Annotated in this window: 18 protein-coding genes; 8 read left to right on the forward strand and 10 right to left on the reverse strand. The window is 44.3% G+C overall.

Translation table 11 applies throughout. From position 1 onward, the window contains the following. The first annotated feature begins 197 nt into the window (after positions 1-197). Genes lolC through lolE form a run of 3 tightly spaced genes read left to right on the forward strand, consistent with a single transcriptional unit; the run spans position 198 to position 3,353 of the window. Positions 198-1,406: a lipoprotein-releasing ABC transporter permease subunit LolC gene (gene lolC, locus R7F64_RS03415; RefSeq protein WP_053349430.1), complete on the forward strand. Its 1,209-nt coding sequence runs from the start codon at positions 198-200 to the stop codon at positions 1,404-1,406. Continuing rightward, positions 1,399-2,106, forward strand: coding sequence for a lipoprotein-releasing ABC transporter ATP-binding protein LolD (gene lolD, locus R7F64_RS03420; RefSeq protein WP_005378457.1), 708 nt, complete (start codon positions 1,399-1,401; stop codon positions 2,104-2,106). The genes lolC and lolD overlap by 8 nt, the downstream gene beginning before the upstream one ends. A gap of 2 nt (positions 2,107-2,108) precedes the next feature. Further along, complete coding sequence (lolE, locus tag R7F64_RS03425; RefSeq protein ID WP_065274291.1) at positions 2,109-3,353, forward strand: lipoprotein-releasing ABC transporter permease subunit LolE; 1,245 nt, start codon at positions 2,109-2,111, stop codon at positions 3,351-3,353. Between the two features lie 149 nt (positions 3,354-3,502). Here the strand turns inward: lolE and R7F64_RS03430 are convergent, their stop codons facing one another. Then, positions 3,503-4,012: a DUF2062 domain-containing protein gene (locus tag R7F64_RS03430; protein ID WP_005387834.1), complete on the reverse strand. Its 510-nt coding sequence runs from the start codon at positions 4,010-4,012 to the stop codon at positions 3,503-3,505. 8 nt (positions 4,013-4,020) lie between these two features. Here R7F64_RS03430 and R7F64_RS03435 point away from each other — a divergent pair, with 8 nt between their 5' ends. The 5 genes from R7F64_RS03435 to kdsB are packed head-to-tail and all read left to right on the forward strand — an operon-like array spanning position 4,021 to position 9,984. Beyond that, the gene (locus R7F64_RS03435) at positions 4,021-6,276 is read left to right on the forward strand and encodes a DNA internalization-related competence protein ComEC/Rec2 (RefSeq protein WP_115385843.1); all 2,256 of its coding nucleotides are present in this window, start codon (positions 4,021-4,023) and stop codon (positions 6,274-6,276) included. 31 nt (positions 6,277-6,307) lie between these two features. Beyond that, a complete protein-coding gene (gene msbA / locus R7F64_RS03440) occupies positions 6,308-8,056 on the forward strand; it encodes a lipid A ABC transporter ATP-binding protein/permease MsbA (RefSeq protein ID WP_213866959.1) in 1,749 nt (582 codons plus the stop codon). Between the two features lie 5 nt (positions 8,057-8,061). Further along, entirely contained in the window at positions 8,062-9,069 is a 1,008-nt protein-coding gene (gene lpxK, locus R7F64_RS03445; RefSeq protein ID WP_065274294.1) for a tetraacyldisaccharide 4'-kinase, read from the forward strand. Then, a complete protein-coding gene (locus R7F64_RS03450) occupies positions 9,050-9,229 on the forward strand; it encodes a Trm112 family protein (protein ID WP_005378451.1) in 180 nt (59 codons plus the stop codon). Before lpxK ends, R7F64_RS03450 begins: the two co-directional genes overlap by 20 nt. Then, positions 9,229-9,984: a 3-deoxy-manno-octulosonate cytidylyltransferase gene (gene kdsB / locus R7F64_RS03455; RefSeq protein ID WP_005378450.1), complete on the forward strand. Its 756-nt coding sequence runs from the start codon at positions 9,229-9,231 to the stop codon at positions 9,982-9,984. The genes R7F64_RS03450 and kdsB overlap by 1 nt, the downstream gene beginning before the upstream one ends. Positions 9,985-10,063: 79 nt before the next feature. Here kdsB and R7F64_RS03460 read toward each other — a convergent pair whose 3' ends face one another. The 9 genes from R7F64_RS03460 to R7F64_RS03500 all read right to left on the reverse strand — a co-directional run bounded on the left by R7F64_RS03460 (position 10,064) and on the right by R7F64_RS03500 (position 23,049). Further along, a complete protein-coding gene (locus R7F64_RS03460; RefSeq protein ID WP_005378449.1) occupies positions 10,064-11,623 on the reverse strand; it encodes a SpoVR family protein in 1,560 nt (519 codons plus the stop codon). A gap of 11 nt (positions 11,624-11,634) precedes the next feature. Continuing rightward, positions 11,635-12,906, reverse strand: coding sequence for a YeaH/YhbH family protein (locus R7F64_RS03465; protein WP_005378448.1), 1,272 nt, complete (start codon positions 12,904-12,906; stop codon positions 11,635-11,637). 47 nt (positions 12,907-12,953) lie between these two features. After that, positions 12,954-14,888 carry a PrkA family serine protein kinase gene (locus R7F64_RS03470; protein WP_005378447.1) on the reverse strand — a complete coding sequence of 645 codons (1,935 nt, stop codon included), beginning with the start codon at positions 14,886-14,888 and terminating at the stop codon, positions 12,954-12,956. A gap of 493 nt (positions 14,889-15,381) precedes the next feature. Beyond that, entirely contained in the window at positions 15,382-15,882 is a 501-nt protein-coding gene (locus tag R7F64_RS03475; RefSeq protein WP_005378446.1) for a YfbU family protein, read from the reverse strand. A gap of 136 nt (positions 15,883-16,018) precedes the next feature. Beyond that, positions 16,019-16,684 (reverse strand): energy-coupling factor ABC transporter permease, encoded by a 666-nt coding sequence (locus R7F64_RS03480; RefSeq protein ID WP_104978939.1) that lies wholly within the window; start codon positions 16,682-16,684, stop codon positions 16,019-16,021. A gap of 154 nt (positions 16,685-16,838) precedes the next feature. Further along, complete coding sequence (gene pflA, locus R7F64_RS03485) at positions 16,839-17,579, reverse strand: pyruvate formate lyase 1-activating protein (RefSeq protein WP_005387854.1); 741 nt, start codon at positions 17,577-17,579, stop codon at positions 16,839-16,841. A 211-nt stretch (positions 17,580-17,790) separates the two neighbouring features. Next, entirely contained in the window at positions 17,791-18,768 is a 978-nt protein-coding gene (locus tag R7F64_RS03490; protein ID WP_005378443.1) for a lipid A deacylase LpxR family protein, read from the reverse strand. 153 nt (positions 18,769-18,921) lie between these two features. Next, the gene (pflB, locus tag R7F64_RS03495; RefSeq protein ID WP_005378442.1) at positions 18,922-21,198 is read right to left on the reverse strand and encodes a formate C-acetyltransferase; all 2,277 of its coding nucleotides are present in this window, start codon (positions 21,196-21,198) and stop codon (positions 18,922-18,924) included. A 303-nt stretch (positions 21,199-21,501) separates the two neighbouring features. Next, complete coding sequence (locus tag R7F64_RS03500) at positions 21,502-23,049, reverse strand: DUF3360 family protein (protein WP_005378441.1); 1,548 nt, start codon at positions 23,047-23,049, stop codon at positions 21,502-21,504. Positions 23,050-23,125 lie beyond the last annotated feature (76 nt).

The raw sequence follows: 23,125 nt of genomic DNA on the forward strand, positions 1-23,125 counted from the left end.
GAAATAGGGCACTGATTATCGCTAACTGAATGAAGTTATCAAGTTTAGCCGATTTGTCCTTGAACTTTTTGCCCTAAATACAGACTTATTGCATGTCGTTGACAAATTTAGCGATTCTCTTGTCTTCTTAATGAGAAGAGTAAGGTAAGATAATCCGCTAAAGCTTTATATCAAAACAACCAGTTGGTTTGTCTTATATGTATCATCCTATCTCATTGTTTATTGGCTTAAGGTATCTTCGGGGACGCTCTGGAGATAGGTTCAGCCGATTTGTTTCTTATATGTCGACGGCGGGTATTACGATCGGTGTAATGGCGTTGGTGACGGTTCTTTCTGTGATGAACGGGTTTGAATCGCAGTTAAAAGAACGCATTTTAGGTGTGCTACCTCATGCCGTGGTTTCGCAACACGATGGAAAAACGCCTATGACCGAGTCTGCCCCTCCATTTGTTCAAGCGATGTCGAGTGAATCTCAGCCGGAGCCTATCGTTAGAGGAGAGGCTGTTATTCAGAGTTCTGCACAGCTGACGGCTGGTTACCTCATCGGTATTGAACCTAAGAAAGGCGATCCGATTAGCAACCATTTGATTGCCGGACGATTATCGTCACTTCAAGCAGGTGACTACAATGTATTTTTGGGTCACAGTTTGGCGCGTTCACTAAAGGTCTCAATCGGGGATAAAGTGCGCTTGATGGTGACCAACGCAACGCAGTTTACCCCACTTGGCCGTATTCCTAGCCAGCGAAACTTTACTGTCTCAGGCATTTTCAATACGGGATCGGACGTTGATGGTCAATTAATGATTGTGAACATGACGGATGCATCTAAGCTGATGCGTTTCCCTAAAGACACGGTTTCTGGTTGGCGTGTCTTTTTCTCTGACCCATTTATGGTGACGGATTTTGCTGACCAACCCATGCCTGATGGGTGGCAATGGAGTGATTGGCGCGAACAGCGTGGTGAGCTTTTCCAAGCGGTGAAAATGGAAAAGAACATGATGGGACTTATGCTAGGTCTAATTGTGGGTGTCGCTGCATTCAATATTATCTCCGCTTTAATCATGGTGGTAATGGAGAAACAATCAGAAGTCGCAATATTGAAAACTCAAGGCATGACTCAATCTCAAGTGATGACCATTTTCATGGTGCAAGGTGCAAGTAGTGGTGTAATTGGCGCGATTGTTGGTGGCGCTGCGGGCGTGATCTTGTCACTTAATCTAAATGCGATTCTTGAATCTGCTGGTGTGGCGCTATTCAGCTTTGGTGGTCATCTACCCATCTTGATTGATTCACTGCAAATTCTTTTAGTGGTGGTATTGGCGATTGCTCTTAGCCTTGCTGCTACGCTTTATCCTTCTTATCGAGCATCTTCTGTTAAACCTGCTGAGGCACTTCGCTATGAATAAGCTATTAGAATGTCGTGATATTCGTAAAGTCTACCGAGAGGGTTCGTTAGATACGGAAGTGTTGAAAGGCGTAAGTTTCGATATCGACAAAGGGGAGTTGGTTTCTATTGTTGGCTCTTCTGGTTCGGGAAAAAGTACCTTATTGCATATTTTAGGTGCGTTAGATGACGCAACTCATGGTGAAGTTGATTTTCTAGGGCAAAACCTATCAGCTTTGAGCTCGAACAAACAGGCGGCATTACGCAACAAGCACCTTGGTTTTGTATACCAGTTTCATCACTTATTGGCTGACTTTACTGCGCTTGAAAATGTGGCGATGCCACTGATGATTGGCGGTGCTAAAGTAGCGGATGCAAAACAGGCGGCTAAAGCGCTGTTAGATAAAGTTGGTTTGAGTCATCGGATGCAACATAGACCCTCCGAGTTATCGGGCGGTGAGCGTCAGCGTGTTGCGATTGCGCGTGCATTGGTGAATAAACCTGATCTGGTCTTGGCTGATGAACCTACGGGGAACTTAGATCACAATACGGCACTGTCTATCTATGATTTGATGCGCGAGCTCAATAAAGAGTCAAACATTGCATTTTTGGTTGTCACGCATGACAAAGAGCTGGCAGCAAAAATGGATCGTCAAATGCACATGCAAGATGGTTTGCTCGTAGATCGTTTTGTGACTGATACAGCATCTGCGGAGGGCTAGTTTTGTTTACCTCTTTAGCTTTGATGATTGGTGGTCGCTTCAGTCGAGCGAAAAAGCGCAACAAGATGGTGTCTTTCATATCGCTTTCTTCGACCATTGGTATTGCGGTTGGCGTTGCTGTGATCATTATCGGTTTGTCTGCAATGAATGGCTTTGAGCGCGAGCTGCAATCGCGTGTGTTGTCTGTGATCCCACACGGCGAGTTAGAAGGTGTTAATGGACCACTTCATGACTACACCAAAACGATGAATCAAGCTCTAAAACATGAACATGTTGTCGCGGCAGCACCGTACGTTCGTTTTACGGGTTTGGCAGAAAAAGGCAGTAAGCTAAAAGCGATAGAAGTTCGTGGCGTAGAGCCTACTTTCGAGCAAGCGGTGTCGAGCTTATCGAATTTTATTGACCAAGCAGCTTGGCAAAACTTTTATGCCGGTCAGCAGCAAGTGATCTTAGGCCGAGGTGTAGCAAACGAGCTAAATGTCGCCGTGGGGGATTACGTTACGTTAATGATTCCGCAAACAGGCGGCGCAAATAAAGTGCAGGCTCCTAAGCGTGTGCGCGTGAAGGTGTCAGGGTTCTTAACGTTGAATGGCCAAATCGACCACTCTCTAGCGTTAGTACCATTAGCTGATGCGCAGCAATACGCGAGGTTAGGGGGAGGGGTCACAGGCATTTCACTAAAAACTGACGATGTTCTCAATGCGCCTTCTATTGTTCGTGAGGTTGGTAGCATGGTTGATGTTTACGTGTATTTGAAAAGCTGGCAGCAAAAGTTTGGTTTTTTGTATCGCGATATTCAGCTCGTGCGCACCATTATGTACTTGGTGATGGTACTGGTGATTGGCGTGGCATGTTTTAATATTGTGTCTACGTTGATGATGGCAGTGAAAGACCGAGCGGCGGAAATTGCAATTTTGCGAACAATGGGAGCAAAAGATAGCCTAATCAAACGGATCTTTGTTTGGCAAGGTGTATTCTCTGGTGTATTTGGCAGTCTCGTCGGCAGTGTTATCGGTGTCTTAGTGGCGTTAAACCTGACTCCGTTAATTAAAGGGTTAGAGAGCTTAATTGGTCATCAGTTTTTATCGGGTGATATTTACTTTGTTGACTTCTTACCATCACAACTACACTGGCCAGATGTGGCATTGGTGTCAGTGACGGCGATAGTGCTTAGTTTACTTGCGACGTGGTATCCTGCTTCTCGTGCCGCAAGGTTGAATCCGGCGGCTGTACTGAGTTCTAAATAGCTGATTGTTTTACAATATGCGAAATACAAAAAAGGACCGAATTCGGTCCTTTTTTGTATTTATCCGACTTGAGTAACATCGCGTTTCATTCTAACTGTTAGATGCCCCTCAACTGATAGCTCAAATGCTGATTTTTACGCAGTAAGGTCTTATCTTATTTTGCGTTTTTGCCAGCTCCGTACCACGGAGTAGCGCCAAAGCCCTCGAATTCCGAAGTAGCCAATAATCGCGGATACAACCCCACAAATTGCGCAGCCCAATAGAAATGGAGGTCCAATGGTGCTCATTTGCTGCATGATGAATTCCCACGATAGTTCAAAGTGAAAAGGTTGCGGGGGAAGACGCATCACTAGAGCACCTAGCTTGTACGCAAAGTAAAATAGCACAGGCATAGTGATAGGGTTGCTGATCCATACCAAAGCGACGGAGAGGGGCAGATTGACACCCAACATAATGGCCAAACCAGCGGCCATGATCATTTGGCTCGGCAGCGGAACAAAAGCCATAAATAACCCGACAGCAAAAGCCCCTGATGCCGAGCGGCGGTTTAAGCACCACAAGTTTGGGTTGTACAACACATTGCCGAAGACCTTCAATGCTTTTTGGCGTTTGATCAATTCATGATCTGGCATGAAGCGTTTTATCAGCTTTCTAGGCATAGGACAGCATGACTCTCTCAGAAAAAAGTTGGACCTTGGCGTTATTTGTAGCGAGCGTAATCTCGTCAGCTTGGTGGCCGACAATACCAGATTGGCGTTGGTTGCTGCTGGGAATAATAACCACTGGCTCAATAATCAAATTACGTCGTGGCTTAATTAGCATAGGCGCAATTGCGGGCTTTATGGTTGTCATCGTCCACGGCAATGTATTGGAGTCTCAGAGACAAGCCCTTTTTCAAGCAGGGGAGAATATTACCATAATTGGTAAAGTTGACAGCCCTTTTACGCAAATAAGTCACGGTTATGAAGGTATTGTCGCTATAGAAGCGGTAAATTCTCAAACTCTGTTACCTTTTCTTAAACCTAAAATCCGTCTTATTACGCCTTTTCCACTCGATGTTAACAGTGAGTTTACGACATCCATCTCGTTAAAGCCGATTACAGGTCTACGCAACGAAGCTGGCTTTGATGCTGAAAAGCACGCGATGGGTAAAAATATTATCGCCCGAGCGGTTGTTAACAAAGACGCTCAGTGGATTGTTCGTTCTAATGTATCTCTGCGTCAATCCATTATTGCCGATGTCGCTGATGATGTGTCTTCCCTTCATCATTTCTCGTTAATAAGTGCGTTAGTTTTTGCTGACCGTTCTTGGTTGTCTAAGGAAGATTGGCAAGCGCTCAGGGACAGTGGTTTACTGCATTTGGTCTCCATTTCTGGTTTACATATTGGTATGGCGTTTACTTTTGGGCTAGTCGTGGGCGGTACCGTTCGTTATCTATTACCCCAATACCAGTTGTTGCCTAGCTTATATGGGCTGATCTTCGCTGTTGCCTACGCTTGGTTAGCGGATTTCTCTCTGCCTACTACGCGAGCAGTGTCGGTATGCGTTGTTTACGTTCTCCTGAAGTATACTCTGGTGCACTGGACTTCTTGGCGAGTTCTTTTGCTTGCAGTATCTCTACAACTGCTTGTCCAACCTTTTGCATCCTACAGTATGAGCTTTTGGTTATCGTACCTCTCCGTTTGTGCGGTATTGTTCGCAATTAATTTGATTCGACATCAAAGGGGAGGTTGGAAAGCGCGATTAAAAGCGTTATTGCTTACTCAATTGATGTTGAGCGCTTTAATCGTACCTGTTAGTGGCCATTTCTTCTCCGGTTTTAGTTTGTCCTCAATAGCCTACAACTTGGTATTTATTCCTTGGTTCGGATTTATCGTTGTACCTTTGATGTTTCTAGCCCTGTTCTCATCTTTGTTTCTTGAAATGATAGCGAAGCCTCTGTGGCATTTGGTGGACTGGTCATTACAGCCATTGAGCACGTCAATACAGTACGCAGTAGGTTCTTGGCAACCCATTAGCATGGAAATGACAATGCTGGTTATGGTGATAGTGGTTTGCTTAATATTTCAACGGTTCATGTCTCAGTACGCGTGGTATTTGTTACTCGGCATCGTTATTAGTATCAAGTTTGCAGCGGAGTATGAACCGCATTGGCGTATCGATGTATTAGATGTAGGTCATGGCCTTGCAGTGGTTGTAGAAAAAGACGACAAGGTGTTGCTGTATGACACTGGTAAAGCATGGCAAAGCGGCAGTATCGCAGAGCAGGTCGTCACTCCGGTTTTGCATCAACGAGGTTATGAAAGCATAGATACACTGATTCTAAGCCATTCCGATAATGATCACGCAGGCGGCCGCTTTTTCATTGAAGATGCCTTTTCTCCACAGCGTAAACTTAGTAGTCAATTCTTTATCGAATATGAGCCTTGCACTAGAGGCGACCAATGGAAATGGCAAGGATTAAACATGGAAGTGCTCTGGCCTCCTGCACTTGTTCAACGTGCGTATAATCCGCACTCCTGTGTATTACGACTTACTGACCCTATTTCTAACTTTAGTATGCTTTTTACTGGTGATATTGAGGCCATTAGCGAGTGGATTTTGCTTAGAGAACCCGGAAAGTTACAAAGCGATGTGATGCTAGTCCCTCACCACGGGAGTAAAAGTTCATCGAATCCTCGATTTATTGAGGCGGTGAGCCCGAGTGTGGCGGTTGCTTCTTTAGCAAAAAACAATCGATGGGGAATGCCAGCGGAAAGTGTCGTTGCTTCATACCGAAAACTTGGCGTCACTTGGCTTGATACTGGTGAGGGTGGTCAGGTAAGCTTCTTTATTCACCGTGATAATTGGCGCTCAGAAACCAAACGTAGCGATACATTTGAGCCTTGGTATAGGCAGATGCTGCGTAAGGGAGTAGAATGAGAGTCTTAATGTAAGAAAATAAAGCACTTCTATGTCGATAAATACTGATGAAACGACTTGGCAGACGTTTAAGCGTCTATGGCAATTTATTCGCCTTTATAAGTCAGGTCTTGTCGTTGCAGTCATTGCATTAGTTATTAATGCTATATCAGATACCTATATGATTTCCCTACTAAAACCACTACTCGATGAAGGTTTTGGGAACGCTGAATCTGATTTTTTACGCACGCTTCCATTGATTATTTTTGCCATGATGTTCATCCGTGGCATAAGTGGATTTGTCTCCACCTACTGTTTGAGTTGGGTATCTGGCAACGTAGTTATGCAGGTCCGTCGCATGGTGTTCAATCACTTTATGCATATGCCAGTGTCATACTTTGATAAGGAAAAGACTGGCAACTTATTGTCGCGTATAACCTACGACTCAGAGCAAGTATCAGCGGCAACTAGCCAAGCGTTGGTGAGCATTGTGCGTGAAGGCGCAAGTATCATTGGTCTGTTAGTCTTGATGTTTTACAACAGCTGGCAATTGTCGCTAGTGCTGTTTGCTGTTGCTCCCGTTGTGGCATGGGGTATTGGTGTTGTTTCTAAACGTTTTAGAAAAATATCCAAAAATATGCAGACCATGATGGGTAACGTAACTGCATCAGCAGAGCAGATGCTGAAAGGCCATAAAGTTGTGTTGAGCTATGGCGGCCAAGACATCGAACGTAAACGATTTGAAAAAGTCAGCAACCAAATGCGTCAACAAAGCATGAAGTTGGTGACGGCTCAAGCGGCGGCTAACCCTATCATCCAAATGATTGCATCACTTGCAATTGTTGCCGTTCTTTATTTAGCAAGTATTGATTCGATTAAAGAGCAACTGACTCCAGGTACATTTACTGTTGTCTTCTCTGCAATGTTTGGTCTGATGCGCCCACTTAAAGCGCTGACTAACGTTACTTCTCAGTTCCAACGTGGTATGGCCGCGAGCCAAACGCTCTTCGCGTTAATTGACCTCGAGCCTGAGAAAAACGAAGGTAAGTTGACAGTTAAACGCGCAAATGGCGATGTTTCAGTTAAAAACGTAAGCTTTACTTACACTGGTGCAGAAAAACCAGCATTGGAAAATGTCAGCTTCGATATTCCAAGAGGAAAAACGGTGGCGCTAGTTGGCCGTTCTGGCTCAGGTAAAAGTACCATCGCGAACTTGTTCAACCGCTTCTATGATGTTGACAGTGGATCTATCACATTAGATGGGCATGATATTCGTGATTACGAGCTAAAGAATTTACGTCAGCAATTTGCACTAGTATCGCAAAATGTTCATTTGTTTAATGACACGATAGCAAACAATATTGCGTACGCAACGGATGGTCAATATGAGCGCAGTGATATCGAGAAAGCGGCAACACTCGCGCATGCGATGGAGTTCATCGGCAAAATGGATGATGGACTTGATACCATGATTGGTGAAAATGGTGCTAGCTTGTCTGGTGGTCAACGCCAACGTGTTGCGATTGCGCGAGCTCTATTGCGTGATGCTCCAGTGCTGATTCTTGATGAGGCAACTTCGGCTTTGGATACCGAATCCGAGCGAGCTATTCAAGCTGCACTTGATGAGCTGCAAAAAGACAAAACGGTACTTGTAATAGCGCACCGCTTATCCACAATCGAGAAAGCCGATGAAATTCTTGTGGTTGATGATGGTGCCATCATTGAACGTGGCAACCACGCTGAGCTTATTGAGAAAAATGGTGCGTATGCACAATTGCACCGTATTCAGTTTGGTGAATAAGCGCGGTGATTGAAAAAATCTGGTTTGAAAACCATCCAATAAAATACCTCTTGTGGCCGCTTTTGTGGCCACTGAGTTTATTATTTGGAGCGATAAGCAAGTCAAAGCGAAAGCAATACCAAACTGGCCGCAAGCAAGCTTATAATGCGCCTATACCTGTTGTTGTGGTTGGCAATATCACTGCTGGTGGCAATGGTAAAACACCAGTTGTTGTGTGGCTTGTTGAGCAACTACAGCAAATGGGCTTTAAGCCGGGGGTTGTTTCTCGTGGTTATGGGGCAAAGGCTCCTGCCTATCCGTTAGTGCTAAAAGAAGATACGCCAGCGAAGCATTGTGGCGATGAACCTAAGTTGATTCATCGCCGTACAGGAGCACCTGTTGCGGTAGATCCTGTGCGTTCAAATGCAGTGAAAGCACTGCTAGATTTGGATGTGGATATCATAATTACGGATGATGGATTACAACATTATGCGTTAGGCCGTGATATTGAGTTAGTGATTGTGGATGGGAATCGCCGGTTTGGGAATGAAAGCCTGATTCCATTAGGTCCTTTACGTGAAGGTATTGAGCGACTTAAAGAAGTCGACTTTATCATCACCAATGGCGGTCAAGCGCATACGGGCGAAATCGCAATGGCTTTAGCACCCTCTAAAGCTATTAATCTTAAGACTAAGCAACATGTGGATGTCTCGGAGTTGAAAGATCTCGTCGCATTTGCGGGCATTGGGCATCCTCCGCGTTTTTTTCATACACTAAACTCGATGGACGCAGATGTTAAAGTCACAAAAGGTTTTGCTGACCATCAAGACTTTGATCAACAAGAATTAGAAGCATTGGCTCAACAAGGGACCAATGTGATTATGACCGAGAAAGATGCCGTCAAGTGCAGCCATTATGCGCAAGATAATTGGTGGTATCTGCCTGTATCTGCCCAGTTTGAATCAAACGATGCAGAGCAAATTTTAAATAGAATAAAAGAGGTTAAAGCGGCTTATGGATCACCGTCTACTTGAGATTGTAGCTTGCCCTGTTTGCAAAGGTAAGCTGACGTACGATAAAGATAATCAAGAGTTGATCTGCAAATTGGATCGCCTTGCTTACCCGATCAAAGAGGGTATTCCAGTTCTGCTAGAGCCTGAAGCTCGCACTATGAGCATGGATGAGGGACGCTAATGTCTTTTACGGTTGTCATCCCTTCGCGCTACGCATCGAGCCGTTTGCCTGGTAAACCGCTAGCGGATATTGGTGGTAAGCCTATGGTTCAGTGGGTTTATGAACAAGCGCTACAAGCGGGTGCGGAAGATGTCATCGTTGCAACTGATGACGAGCGTGTTGCGAAAGCGGTTTCGTCATTTGGTGGTAAAGTTTGTATGACCTCTCCCCACCACGAATCAGGTACGGAGCGTCTTGCCGAAGTTGTTGAAAAGATGGCTATTCCGTCAGACCACATTATTGTTAATGTGCAAGGGGATGAGCCTTTGATTCCGCCGTCCATCATTCGTCAGGTTGCTGATAACTTATCTGGGTGTGAAGCCCCGATGGCGACGTTAGCTGTAGAAATAGACTCGGAAGAGGAAGTGTTCAACCCGAACGCTGTTAAAGTTGTCGCAGATGAGCAAGGCTATGCGTTGTACTTTAGTCGAGCAACCATCCCTTGGGATCGCGATAACTTTGCTAAACAAGACAAAACTATTGCCAACCCATTAATGCGTCATATTGGTATTTATGCTTATCGAGCTGGTTTCATTAATACGTATGTCAACTGGGCACCAAGTGCATTAGAGCAGATTGAGTGTCTTGAGCAACTGCGAGTGCTTTGGTACGGTGAAAAAATTCATGTGGCGGTAGCGAAAGAAGCACCAGCGGCAGGGGTTGATACGCCCGAAGACCTAGAAGCCGTGCGCGCGATTGTTGCAAAGCAAGCGTAACAAATGCTCATATAGATTTAAGAATAAACAAGGCTCCTGAATTAGGAGCCTTTTTGTTTTACTTGTATCGCGGTATTAGTTAAATGTTAGTGTCGTATTGGTTCCGTTTAGGGCAGGTTGCTAACACTTCTCGGTGACCGGTGTCTTTCACTTCTTGGAGAATGACATCAAAGCCCCATAATCGGTACACGTGCTTTAGAACTTCTTCGTAACTATCATCAAGTGGGATGCGGTTGTGAGGAACGTACTGCAACGTAAGCGATCTATCACCACGGACATCGACATTAAACACCTGAATGTTTGGCTCAAGATTAGATAAGTTATACTGAGCGGCTAAGGTTTCTCTAATGCGTTTATAACCCATCTCATCGTGTATCGCAGCGACTTCAATAAAGTTCTTATGATCATCATCGTTGATCGCAAACAGCTTGAAATCACGCATTAATTTCGGAGAAAGGTATTGGCTAATAAAGCTTTCATCTTTGAAATTATGCATCGCGAAATGCACTGCATCTAACCAGTCGGTTCCTGCTAGGTCTGGAAACCACTCTTTGTCCTCATCAGTTGGTTCTTCACAGATACGCTTAATATCTCGGAACATGGCAAAGCCTAACGCGTAGGGGTTAATGCCATTAAAGTAAGGACTGTTATAAGGCGGCTGAGCCACGACACTGGTGTGGCTATGTAAGAACTCTAGAATGAATTTTTCAGACACCAAGCCCTCATCATAAAGATGGTTGAGTATGGTGTAGTGCCAGAACGTTGCCCAGCCCTCATTCATAACTTGCGTTTGTTTTTGCGGATAAAAATACTGACTGATCTTACGGACGATCCGAACAACTTCACGTTGCCACGGCTCTAGCAACGGCGCATGTTTTTCGAAGAAGTAGAGCAAGTTTTCCTGAGGCTCGCTTGGGAATCGCTCTTTAATGTCTTCCTCTTTCGTCTTGGCTGTCGGTACCGTGCGCCAAAGCTCATTAACTTGAGATTGTAGGTATGCTTCGCGTTCTTCTTGTCTTGCTTTTTCCTCTGTAATTGAGATTTTCTCTGGACGCTTGTAGCGGTCTACACCAAAGTTCATTAACGCGTGACAAGAGTCGAGCAGTTTTTCCACTTCTTTTACGCCATATCGTTCTTCACACTCGGCTAAATACTTTTTGGCGAACAGCAGATAGTCGATAATAGAGCTGGCGTCAGTCCACGTTTGGAATAGGTAATTACCTTTGAAAAAAGAGTTATGGCCGTAACACGCGTGCGCTATAACGAGTGCTTGCATTGTTACCGTATTTTCTTCCATCAAATAAGCAATACAAGGGTCGGAGTTAATCACAATCTCGTAGGCTAACCCCATTTGACCATGTTTATAGTTCTGCTCTGTTTGAATGAATTTTTTACCAAATGACCAGTGGTTGTAATTGATTGGCATGCCGATACTTGAGTAGGCATCCATCATCTGTTCTGAAGTAATCACTTCTATTTGGTTAGGGTAAGTGTCTAGGCGATAATGCTCCGCGACACGCTTAATTTCTTTGTGGTATCGCTCTAACAGCTCAAATGTCCAATCTGGTCCATCTGGCAACACTTTACTGTTACGCTTTTTAGGCGCCTCTCCTGAGAGGTTTCTCGTTGCGGTATTCATCGCTAGCCTCCTTACGCCGTTTCTTTTTGGAATAGTTCACGAAAGACTGGGAAAATATCCTCCACAGAGCGAATGTTTTTCATTGCGAAATTAGGAAACTCTTCAGTGAGTTTTTCGTACTCATGCCATAGAGTTTGGTGCGATCGCCGCGTGATCTCTATGTAAGAGTAATACTGACAGTTTGGAAGTAATTTGTTCACTAACAGATCCCGGCATCTTGGCGAATCATCTGCCCAGTTGTCACCGTCGGATGCTTGAGCTGCATATATGTTCCACTGACCAATCGGGTATCGCTCTTTTACTATTTCATCCATTAACTTGAGCGCGCTAGATACAATGGTACCCCCGGTTTCTTGTGAGTAGAAAAATTCGTGCTCGTCCACTTCCTTCGCTTGGGTATGGTGGCGGATAAAGACGACTTCGACATTCTCGTAGGTACGAGTTAAGAACAAGTACAAAAGAACATAGAAGCGTTTTGCGATGTCTTTCGTTGCCTGGTCCATCGAACCGGATACGTCCATTAGACAGAACATTACCGCTTGGCTCGATGGTACCGGGCGTTTCTCATAGTTCTTGAAGCGTAAGTCGAAGGTATCGATGAACGGCACGCTTTCGATTTTCTTGCGCAGTTCTTCAATTTCAGCCTTCAAGCGGTTCTCTTCAAACTGCTGAGCAGGTTCAATATTTTTGATGCGAGCAAGTTCGTCTTCTAACTCTTTAAGAAGTCGTTTCTTACCAGCAGTCATTGCAGTACGGCGCGCAAGAGATTGTTGCAGAGAGCGTACTACGGCGATATTGGAAGGGATACCGGCAGTTTGAAAGCCTGCACGGTGCGTTTTCCATTCTGTGATTTTGGCAATTTGGTTTTTTTCTAGATTAGGCAGCTCGAGATCTTCGAACAAAATATCGAGGTACTCATCTTTTGATATTTGGAATACAAATTCGTCTTGGCCTTCTCCATCTGGACTGGCGTTCCCTTCTCCAGAGCCGCTACCTTGACCGCCACCTTTGGGACGCTCAATTTTATCACCAGTAATGAATTGGTCGTTACCGGGATGAACTCGTTCTCGAACACCACCTTTGCCTTGATGAAATATAGGCTCATTGATGTCTTTGTGAGGGATAGAGACGTCTTCGCCCGTTTCCGTATTCGTAATCGAGCGTCGATTCACTGCGTCTGCTACCGACTCTTTTATTTGCTCTTTGTGGCGCTTCAAGAAGCGCTGTCGATTAACAGCGCTCTTGTTCTTGCCATTGAGCCTTCGGTCTATAAATTGCGCCATGAAATAGCCCTCTTCATGTTTCACAAGCGACCTAACTCAATACTGGGTTAGGATGACTTACGTACTCGTAGGTACCACTCAGAAAGTAGGCGAACCTGTTTCTCGGTATAGCCTTTTTCCATCATGCGAGCGACAAAGTCGTCATGCTTCTTCTGATCTTCAGAAGAGGTTTTCGCATTAAATGAGATAACCGGAAGTAGCTCTTCGGTGTTGGAGAACATTTTCTTCTCGATTACTGTGCGCAGTTTTTCGTAGCTGGTCCAAACCGGGTTTTGACCATTGTTATTCGCTTTCGCACGAAGCACAAAGTTAACGATTTCGTTTCGGAAATCTTTCGGGTTAGAAATACCAGCTGTTTTTTCGATCTTCTCTAGCTCAGCATTCAGTGAAGAGCGATCAAATAGCTGACCAGTTTCTGGATCTCGGTACTCTTGGTCTTGAATCCAGAAGTCTGCATAGGTGACATATCGGTCGAAGATGTTTTGGCCGTATTCAGAGTAAGACTCAAGATAAGCGGTCTGAATCTCTTTACCGATAAATTCAACGTATCGAGGTACTAGGTAGCCTTTCAAAAACTCGAGATATTTCTCTGCTGTTTCAGCAGGGAACTGTTCGCGCTCAACCTGTTGTTCAATCACATAGAATAGATGTACAGGGTTGGCTGCCACTTCGGTTTGGTCGAAGTTAAATACGCGTGACAAAATCTTAAAGGCAAAACGTGTTGAGAGACCGTTCATGCCTTCATCGACACCAGCATAATCACGATACTCTTGATAGCTTTTTGCCTTTGGATCCGTATCTTTCAGCGTTTCACCGTCGTATACGCGCATCTTAGAGAAGATGGACGAGTTTTCAGGCTCTTTAAGTCGAGAAAGAATACTGAATTGTGCCAGAGTCTCGAGCGTGCTTGGTGAACAAGGGGCTTGAGACAACTCACTGTTTTCGAGAAGTTTTTGGTAGATTTTGACTTCTTCTGAAACACGTAGACAGTAAGGTACTTTCACAATATAAACACGGTCCAAGAACGCTTCATTGTTCTTGTTGTTACGGAAGGTCTGCCACTCAGATTCGTTTGAGTGAGCCAGAATCATACCGTCGAATGGAATCGCAGAAAGGCCTTCTGTACCGTTGAAGTTGCCTTCTTGCGTTGCTGTTAACAGCGGGTGAAGCACTTTGATTGGTGCTTTGAACATCTCAACGAATTCCATTAAACCTTGGTTTGCTTTACACAGCGCACCGGAGTAGCTGTAAGCGTCTGGATCGTCTTGCGAATAGTGTTCAAGCTTACGAATATCGACTTTACCAACCAATGATGAGATATCTTGGTTGTTTTCATCGCCTGGTTCAGTTTTGGCAATACCGATTTGGTCAAGGATAGAAGGGCGTACTTTCACTACTTTAAATTTGGTGATATCACCACCAAACTCGTGAAGACGTTTAGCGGCCCAAGGAGACATGATCGAGCGAAGATAACGGTGCTCGATGCCATATTCTTTTTTCAAAATATCGCCATCTTCTGTGGCTTTGAATAGGCAGAATGGATGGTCATTCACTGGGCTGCGTTCGCCGTTAGCAGTAAGAACATAAATAGGCATCTGTTCCATCAGAGCCTTAAGCTTTTCTGCAAGCGAAGACTTACCGCCACCTACAGGGCCGAGTAAGTAAAGAATCTGCTTACGCTCTTCTAGGCCTTGCGCCGCATGTTTTAGGTAAGACACAATTTGTTCTATGGCATCTTCCATGCCATAAAAGTCTTTAAAGGTTTCATAACGAGAGATAACACGATTCGAGAAGATTCGGCTTAGTCTCGGATCCTTTGCCGTATCGATTATCTCTGGTTCACCAATCGCCATCAGTAGGCGTTCTGCTGCATTAGCATAAGCGCTTTTGTCATCTTTACACAGGGCTAAAAACTCCTGTAACGACATCTCTTCATCTTTTGCAGCTTCATATCTTGATTGATAGTGGTCGAAAATACTCATGTCGCTTTCCCCTTTAATAGTCAGTCTACCGACGAACGTTGATTCAGGCTTTCCACCAACAGTTATGCTCGTTGTTGTTTGAATATACGTCCTGTTATCACATTTGGTTCGTACAGAATGTAAGATTGGCGACACCAAAGACTTTGCTTTATGGACGGTTTTTTCGTTACAACGGTGAGCGGTGGATATGAATTTTTCAATCACAGCCTTTCTCTACTTAAGCCTAGTCGGGGATTTGCAATTTTGCTTAACAATTATGAATTTATTGTAAAAGTGACATTTGAATCACTCTTTTATTAAGGACGAATTTATGTCGTGAATAGGTGCAATAGAAATCAAATATTTGGCAAAGACAGAAGAGTCTCAGTGATTCGTTGTTCTACATTGAGCAAGGTAAGTGAAAGAGGTAGGAAGAGAGCAAAGTCTTAGATAAGTTTGTGACAGGGTAAATAACAAGGAGAGCGGGCGCTCTCCTCATTCTTAGACGACCATTTTATGCGCTGAAGATTTGCGCTAGTTCGTTTTCACATAAATGATACTGACGAGGGCAGTTACGCCAAGTTTGCAGCATACGGCGGTATTTATCTAGCATCGGCATTTGGCTGTTAAAGTGATGATCTGCCTTGTCAAACTGAGGGTACAAACCTTCAGAATCGATGAGAAAACGTACGTAATGTACTTGTTGCGCTTCTGAAGCGATATCAAATCCCAAGAACTTCAAGCGGCGCTGATCTACGTTGCTGCGGTCTTCATCGTCTAGCATGTTGTAAGATTCTTGCATCGCATGATACATCTCCATAACGTCGATGATCTCACGACATTCTGCTTCTGAGAGGCAGCCGAAATCTTTGTTCAACTCTCGCATTTGTAGTTCATAACCACGTTCAACGATCGTTTGTAAGCGTTTGTATTTGGCCGCATTACTTGGATCAAGTTGAGACATAAGGTTGTATTGGTTTGATAGAATCAAACGTTGAGCGTTTGACATTTCCATGGTGACCTCACTAGATATCTAATACATTTTTAATGTGCTTAGGTTAACGCTTAAGACATGAGTGAAACATGATCTCAACACATATTTAATACTAAAAAATGGCAAGAACTGTCACTTTTGACCAGTTTGAAAACACTTATTTATGGTAATGATTGTATATGTAGTCTCGGTCTGAAAATACTCTCAGCCACTCTGGCTTGAATACGGTTAAAACCGCCAGTGCCATACCATTTAATAGACCTTCTGGAAAGGCGAGCAACGGCACAAAAACAAAGTAGTTATGTTGAATGGTTTCCCAATCGTAGTGACCAACTGATAGGTGATAAAAAGAGTTAATGATGAGGTGCAGACTTCCTGTTATCGCGCCATTGAAAAATCCAGCAACGAAGATGAAAACAAAAATGTTTCGTGGCAAGTAGTGGTAACTCAGAAGAAACACTAAGTAACTAATGAAAATCGGAATTAGGGCAGATAGAACTAACGACGTGGGTAAGAGTAGCAAGGACACATCATGTAGTAGGTGGTTGACCAACATAGCGGGAATGCTGAGTATAAATGCCATGCGCCAACCATACATCATCGTCAGCGTTGTTAGTGCAAGAAAATGAATCTGTAATCCTTCTTTTACACCTGCTTGAGCGGCCCATAAAATACTGAAAAAGAAGAGCGTTGCAAAAACGAGGTGCTGAAATCCTTTTTCTTTTTCCAGTTTGGGCCAAACGACTTTTTTCCAATCTGGTAGGCAGTAGACTACTACTATCCAAATTGAGACAACAAGAGAGCCTAAGTTAAACAAATCCATGTTACTTCCTTCCTATGCGAACATGACGCAATCATTTCTATCGTTCTTTTTATACCTAAATGACCGCAGAGAAACTCACTGATAAGGCTTAGATATAATCAAAAAAATACCAGCAATAAGCTGGTATTTTAAAGAGGTTAGTCTTGCGGTTCACTTAGTATTTTACGTTATCGTTGTATTGAGCAAGAATGGATTGAATTTCATCCATGGTTTCTTTCGGTGGCGGGTTTACGCCTTCGAGTGGGTATTCTAAGCCTAACGCTTCCCACTTATGAGCCCCTAATTTGTGGTAAGGAAGTAACTCGACCTTTTCGATGTTATCCATGTCTTTAATAAATTCACCAAGCATGTGTGCTGCTTCTGGGTCATCTGTGTAACCAGGCACGACGACATAGCGAATCCATGTTTTCTTTCCGATTTTTTGCAAGTAACGAGCAAAGTCCAATGTGCGTCGGTTGGATACACCGATGAGATCTTGGTGCACTTCGTCTTTCATGTGTTTGATGTCAAGCATGACTAAGTCTGTTGCATCCAGTACTTCATCGATAACATCAGTGTGCTTACGAACATAACCGTTAGTATCTAGACATGTATGAATGCCTTCGGTTTTAGCTGCGCGGAAAAAATCACGTACGAATTCCGGTTGAAGCATCGCTTCGCCGCCAGAACAAGTAACGCCACCACCTGATGCATTCATGAAGTGGCGGTAACTTTTCGCTTCGGAAATGATTTCTTCAACCGTGACTTCTTTGCCATCATGCGTGTCCCAAGTATCGCGGTTATGGCAATACTTACAGCGCATTAAACAACCTTGCAAGAAGACGATAAATCGAATACCAGGTCCGTCTACGGTACCACATGACTCAAATGAGTGAATACGACCAGCTGTTGACATCTTTTGCTCTCATTACTAGTAAATTCTAGCTGTTATTTTATTACAAAAAGCAGGGTTAAAACAGCTTTGTCGGTACTAAAGGCAAGGTTATTTGAAGAAAGAAAATAGATGGAGCCAATCTGCATAAACGCTTGAACACGAGGTGGTTAATACCTACCCCGAGAACTTGCCGTGTATCTAGATTGACTTCGATGCTGGGATAATCCAGTTTTTAGAAAAAGGCGAACACGGAGAACGAGCCTGTCCCATAAACATCGGTTTGGGCTTCTTCATAATCCGGTGTTTTAATTGTAAAGGTGATGCTTGCACCGTAATTTTGGTTGTACCAAGATACTCCCGCGACGGCACTTGCTTGCCAATTTTGCAGTGTGACGTCGTATGGCGCTGACGGTTCAGGAATGCCAGGACGATCTCCTTCGATAGTCATGTCATTAAAGCGGTAACGACCTTCAAACCCGGTGAACAAGAACCAACTCGACGTGTTCTGAGCGATCATACTTGCTGAGAAAGGGCTTTCGACACTGATATTGGCGGCTCCGATGCTATTCGCTAGGTTTGTACCCCAACGAAACATGACGCCTTGAGAGACATCACTACGGAAGTTACCCGCATTGATGTCGTTAATGTTGGTGATCTCCCATTGTGTTTTTTGTTCTTCGCTGCGCATCAATTTGTTAAATACGCGGTAACCAAGGCTGAACGCCACTTTATCTTCAATCTGGTAATCCCAACCTTGAGGGTCCGTCGATCCTGTTATGCCGTGAACGATTTCTTGCGCCTTTTCTGATAGCGAGCTTTCACCCGTAGTTCCTATGGTGAAATTGTACCGTACAGCTTTGTCACTCGTTAGGGAAAGGTAGTTGATTTCGGTGTGTAGGTAACCGGCATATGGGCGATCATTGATTAGTGGATAATCGGCTTCAATGTCGCTTGGAGTCCACATCTTGTGGCCAAGAACCAACTCTATTTTATCGATATTGGCGTGCTCTGAGTTAGCTAGACTCAGCCATTTCCATTGGCTTTCTTGTGTCAGTTGGTCTGTCGCGTAAGAAAGGAAAACACCATTCGTATAGTCTTGATCGACGCCAAAAATACCATCGTTGTCGATGGTAAAAGAAACCGTAGACTTAGTGGATGCTATTGCAACTGGAGAAAGAAGGGTAAGAATAATTAATTTACTAAATCTCATAGACTTTATTTGCTAACTTTTTTCGCATCATACGTAAGAATGCGGGCAAAAGTCTTTCGCGATATCACAACTTTCATTCAAGAAATAAAAAAAGGCTGATGCTACTTAGCATCAGCCTTTGTTGTATTACTAGAACGTTATTTCGCTATAGTCTTATAGAGACTCAGTGAATGTACGCGCGATTACGTCAGCTTGTTGCTCTGCAGTTAGAGAGTTGAAGCGAACAGCGTAACCAGATACACGGATTGTTAGCTGAGGGTATTTCTCTGGGTGCTTAACTGCGTCTTCTAGAGTTTCACGGTTAAGAACGTTCACGTTTAGGTGTTGACCACCTTCGATACCCGCTTCGTGGTGGAAGTAACCATCCATAAGACCAGCAAGGTTAGCGCGTTGTGAACCCTCATCTTTACCTAGTGCGTTAGGTACGATAGAGAATGTGTAAGAGATACCATCTTGTGCGTCAGCAAACGGCAGTTTAGCAACTGAAGTTAGTGATGCTACAGCACCTTTCTCGTCACGACCGTGCATTGGGTTTGCACCTGGAGCAAATGGAGCACCAGCACGACGACCGTCAGGCGTGTTACCAGTTTTCTTACCGTAAACCACGTTTGAAGTGATAGTAAGAATTGACTGAGTAGGGATTGCATCACGGTAAGTCTTAAGCTTACGGATTTTGCCCATAAATACAGAAACAAGTTCACATGCAATGTCATCAACGCGTGGGTCGTTGTTACCGAATTTAGGGTAATCGCCTTCGATTTCGAAGTCGATTGCTAGACCGTCTTCGTCACGAATTGGCTTAACTTTTGCGTATTTAATTGCAGATAGTGAGTCAGCCGCAACAGATAGACCAGCAATACCACAAGCCATAGTACGTTTAACGTCACGGTCGTGTAGAGCCATTAGTGCCGCTTCGTAGCTGTACTTATCGTGCATGAAGTGGATAGCGTTTAGTGCAGTCACATATTGTTTCGCTAGCCAATCCATGAAGTGGTCCATTTTCTCCCACAGTTCATCGTAGTTAAGAACATCGCCTTCGATCTTAGGCATTTGCGGGCCAACTTGGATTTTTAGCTTCTCATCCACACCACCGTTGATGGTGTAAAGCATTGTTTTCGCAAGGTTCGCACGAGCACCGAAGAACTGCATTTGCTTACCAACAACCATTGGAGATACACAACATGCGATCGCGTAGTCGTCAGAGTTCATGTCTGGACGCATTAAGTCGTCATTTTCGTACTGAATAGAAGAAGTATCGATAGATACTTTCGCACAGAACTTCTTGAAGCCTTCAGGTAGTTGCTCAGACCAAAGAACAGTGATGTTTGGCTCTGGAGAAGGACCCATAGTGTATAGTGAGTTTAGGAAACGGAAGTTTGTACGAGTAACTAGCGTACGACCGTCAAGACCCATACCACCCATAGACTCAGTTGCCCAGATAGGGTCGCCAGAGAATAGATCATCGTACTCAGGAGTACGTAGGAAACGAACCATACGTAGTTTCATTACGAAGTGGTCGATCATTTCCTGAGCTTGTTCTTCAGTTAGCTTACCAGCCGCGATATCACGTTCGATGAAGATGTCTAGGAACGTAGAAGTACGACCTAGAGACATAGCCGCACCGTTTTGAGATTTAACAGCAGCTAGGTAACCGAAGTAAGTCCACTGAATAGCTTCTTGCGCAGTTTCAGCAGGACGAGAAATATCACAACCGTATTTTGCAGCCATTTCTTTGATTTGACCTAGAGCACGGTGTTGCTCTGCGATCTCTTCACGAAGCTGCATTGTCATTTGTAGGTCTTCGCCGTTCTCAAAACGCTCTTGTAGAGAAGAGAACTGCGCGAATTTATCCTTCATTAGGAAGTCAATACCGTATAGAGCAACACGACGGTAGTCACCGATGATACGACCACGACCGTATGCATCTGGAAGACCAGTCAGTACGCCAGATTTACGACACGCCATGATTTGAGGAGTGTAGATATCGAAAACGCCTTGGTTGTGAGTTTTACGGTATTCTGTGTAGATTTTTTTAACTTGTGGGTCTAGCTCGCGGTCGTAGGCTTTGCATGAACCTTCAACCATGCGGATACCACCGTTAGGGATGATCGCACGTTTTAGAGGAGCGTCAGTTTGAAGACCTACGATAGTTTCTAGGTCTTTTTCGATGTAGCCTGCATCGTGAGCAGTGATGGTAGAGATAACTGAAGTATCAAAATCAACAGGAGCGTGAGTCGCGTTCTCTTGTTTGATGCCTTCCATTACCTTAGCCCAAAGCTTGTTAGTCGCTTCAGTACCTTCAGAAACTAGGAAAGATTCGTCGCCTTCGTACGGAGTGTAGTTCTTCTGAATGAAATCACGAACGTTTACTTCGTTTTGCCAGTCGCCTGCAGCAAAACCTTCCCAAGCTTTAGCAAATTGCTCTGCCATGACATACCTACCTTTTTAGTAGAAAAAAATACGTACTGCTTCGCCGTTGAGCCAGCTATCCCCAGATAAAAGAGGGGAACAGTACACTCTTATGAATAACAATATTTATAGTCTTAAATTTACGTATTCGATTTACAAAACTATAAATATTGTCACTAGTTTTAACGTTTCTCTTTTTAAGCAACAGTTAGAGGTTAAACTAAAATTTTTTTGCAAACCTTAAACTAAATCAATAAATCCTCAAAAATCTCGATAAAAATGGGGTAGCGACGAGCGCTACCCACAAATTTCTGGACTGCTAGCTTATAGCCAAGCTTGGATGCCATACTGGCCTTCAAGCATACCAACTGCAAGCATAGCAACTAAACAGATAACAAGTACGCTTACTGGGATCACAATCTTGTCTACAAATGATAGGCGAGACGCGCGCTCTTTATCTCCAATTAAACCGTTGTTATCTAAAAGCATAGTTAGTGCCCAAGCTAGAACTGGGTTAACAACGGCAGAACCAAAGATACAGATACCTGCTGCTTGTGAGTCTTTCGAGTCCTTCACCATCTGCATGCCAGCTTCAAGCAGTGGTAGAGATACACCAACGAGAAGAGCAACGCGCATAACTGGAGGCCATACTGCAACGTCCATAGGAAAACCAAGGATTGCAACAATAATACATAGAGAGCCTAGTAAGATGGCACCAGCAGGAATAGGGCGTTTCGCGATTGCAGCAGGGATCATGTAAGTCCCCCAAGATGATGTGATGTTACCACCACCCACTGCAGTACCGACCATTTGGCGAACGGAACACATTGTCATTGTGTCATCAACGTCCATCAGCACTTTCTCACTCTTACGTGGGTAGTTCATCTCTTGGAAGATACGGTGACCCAAGAAGTCAGGTGACCACATTGCTACCGCAAGAATGGCGAATGGTAGTGAAGCGATGAAGTGTTCCATATTAGGAAGACCAAGCATCCAACCTTCTTCTGTTGAACCCCACCAGTAGATTGGATTTAGGTTTGGAAGGCCTGTCTCGGTTACGAATTTAATATCGAAGCCTGCGCCAAGAGCAAGTGCGATTGCAAGCCCAGTGAAGGCACAAACAGGGATCGCTAGCCAGCGTTTGTTCACTTTAGCAAGGAACGCGTATAAGCCAATGGTAACCGCAAGAACAATTAGACCGATGTAACCCATGCTACCAGCGGCAACCGTATCGGATTGCAAACCAACAGCCCAAGCTTGAATAGAGTTAATTTGGCTCATGGTTCCGGTTAAACCTAGGAAAATAAGAAGGCCACCAGCCGTACCTTCAGAGGTGAGGTTAACCAGTTTTGACCCACCTTTTAAGAGGCTCAAAATCAAACCAAACACACCAATGAGAATTGCTAATGCAAGAGGATGAGCACCAGCAAGAGCGATGGTACCAATAAGAGGGATCATTGGGCCGTGGTTGCCTGCTAGGTTGGCTTTAGGGTTAATAAAACCAGAGGCAAGTACACAGAAAAGAAGTGCAGGGATGAGCATTTCTACACGCGCAACTTCGATAGCAAAGTCCTTGCCTAAGTTTACGTGGTCCCATGCTGCAGTAAGACCTTCAGCCCAAGACATCATTACCGCAGAGTACATTGCGATAATACCGATAGTACCAGCAAGTGCTGGAACAAGGTCTTCAAGCTCAAAGCGGAAGTCACGACCTGGCAAGTTCAAGCCAAAACGACGTGGCTTCATGATTTGTAGTTCGTGGTCTAGGTAGTCTGAACGGCTTGCGAACTCAGATGCTGGACGATGAAGCTCACGGTAGCTCTTGGTCTCGATATCTGAATCAGAGTGCGTTTTGTTAACTGCGTCTGACATAGATTCCTCATATATTTAAAAGTTATGAATTCTTCATTCAATTGTGTTAATCCGCATCCTGCGGCACGCTTATGCT

Origin of the sequence: Vibrio sp. Vb1980, from assembly GCF_033338615.1 — a bacterium.
Classification (GTDB): Bacteria; Pseudomonadota; Gammaproteobacteria; order Enterobacterales; family Vibrionaceae; genus Vibrio; species Vibrio alginolyticus.

Excerpts from the sequence above, each read along its gene's own strand:
- lolC (WP_053349430.1), top strand. The coding sequence starts at position 198 with ATGTATCATCCTATCTCATTGTTTATTGGCTTAAGGTATCTTCGGGGA.
- lolD (WP_005378457.1), top strand. The coding sequence starts at position 1,399 with ATGAATAAGCTATTAGAATGTCGTGATATTCGTAAAGTCTACCGAGAG.
- R7F64_RS03430 (WP_005387834.1), bottom strand. The coding sequence starts at position 4,012 with ATGCCTAGAAAGCTGATAAAACGCTTCATGCCAGATCATGAATTGATC.
- R7F64_RS03435 (WP_115385843.1), top strand. The coding sequence starts at position 4,021 with ATGACTCTCTCAGAAAAAAGTTGGACCTTGGCGTTATTTGTAGCGAGC.
- msbA (WP_213866959.1), top strand. The coding sequence starts at position 6,308 with ATGTCGATAAATACTGATGAAACGACTTGGCAGACGTTTAAGCGTCTA.
- R7F64_RS03450 (WP_005378451.1), top strand. The coding sequence starts at position 9,050 with ATGGATCACCGTCTACTTGAGATTGTAGCTTGCCCTGTTTGCAAAGGT.
- kdsB (WP_005378450.1), top strand. The coding sequence starts at position 9,229 with ATGTCTTTTACGGTTGTCATCCCTTCGCGCTACGCATCGAGCCGTTTG.
- R7F64_RS03460 (WP_005378449.1), bottom strand. The coding sequence starts at position 11,623 with ATGAATACCGCAACGAGAAACCTCTCAGGAGAGGCGCCTAAAAAGCGT.
- R7F64_RS03465 (WP_005378448.1), bottom strand. The coding sequence starts at position 12,906 with ATGGCGCAATTTATAGACCGAAGGCTCAATGGCAAGAACAAGAGCGCT.
- R7F64_RS03470 (WP_005378447.1), bottom strand. The coding sequence starts at position 14,888 with ATGAGTATTTTCGACCACTATCAATCAAGATATGAAGCTGCAAAAGAT.
- R7F64_RS03475 (WP_005378446.1), bottom strand. The coding sequence starts at position 15,882 with ATGGAAATGTCAAACGCTCAACGTTTGATTCTATCAAACCAATACAAC.
- R7F64_RS03480 (WP_104978939.1), bottom strand. The coding sequence starts at position 16,684 with ATGGATTTGTTTAACTTAGGCTCTCTTGTTGTCTCAATTTGGATAGTA.
- pflA (WP_005387854.1), bottom strand. The coding sequence starts at position 17,579 with ATGTCAACAGCTGGTCGTATTCACTCATTTGAGTCATGTGGTACCGTA.
- R7F64_RS03490 (WP_005378443.1), bottom strand. The coding sequence starts at position 18,768 with ATGAGATTTAGTAAATTAATTATTCTTACCCTTCTTTCTCCAGTTGCA.
- pflB (WP_005378442.1), bottom strand. The coding sequence starts at position 21,198 with ATGGCAGAGCAATTTGCTAAAGCTTGGGAAGGTTTTGCTGCAGGCGAC.
- R7F64_RS03500 (WP_005378441.1), bottom strand. The coding sequence starts at position 23,049 with ATGTCAGACGCAGTTAACAAAACGCACTCTGATTCAGATATCGAGACC.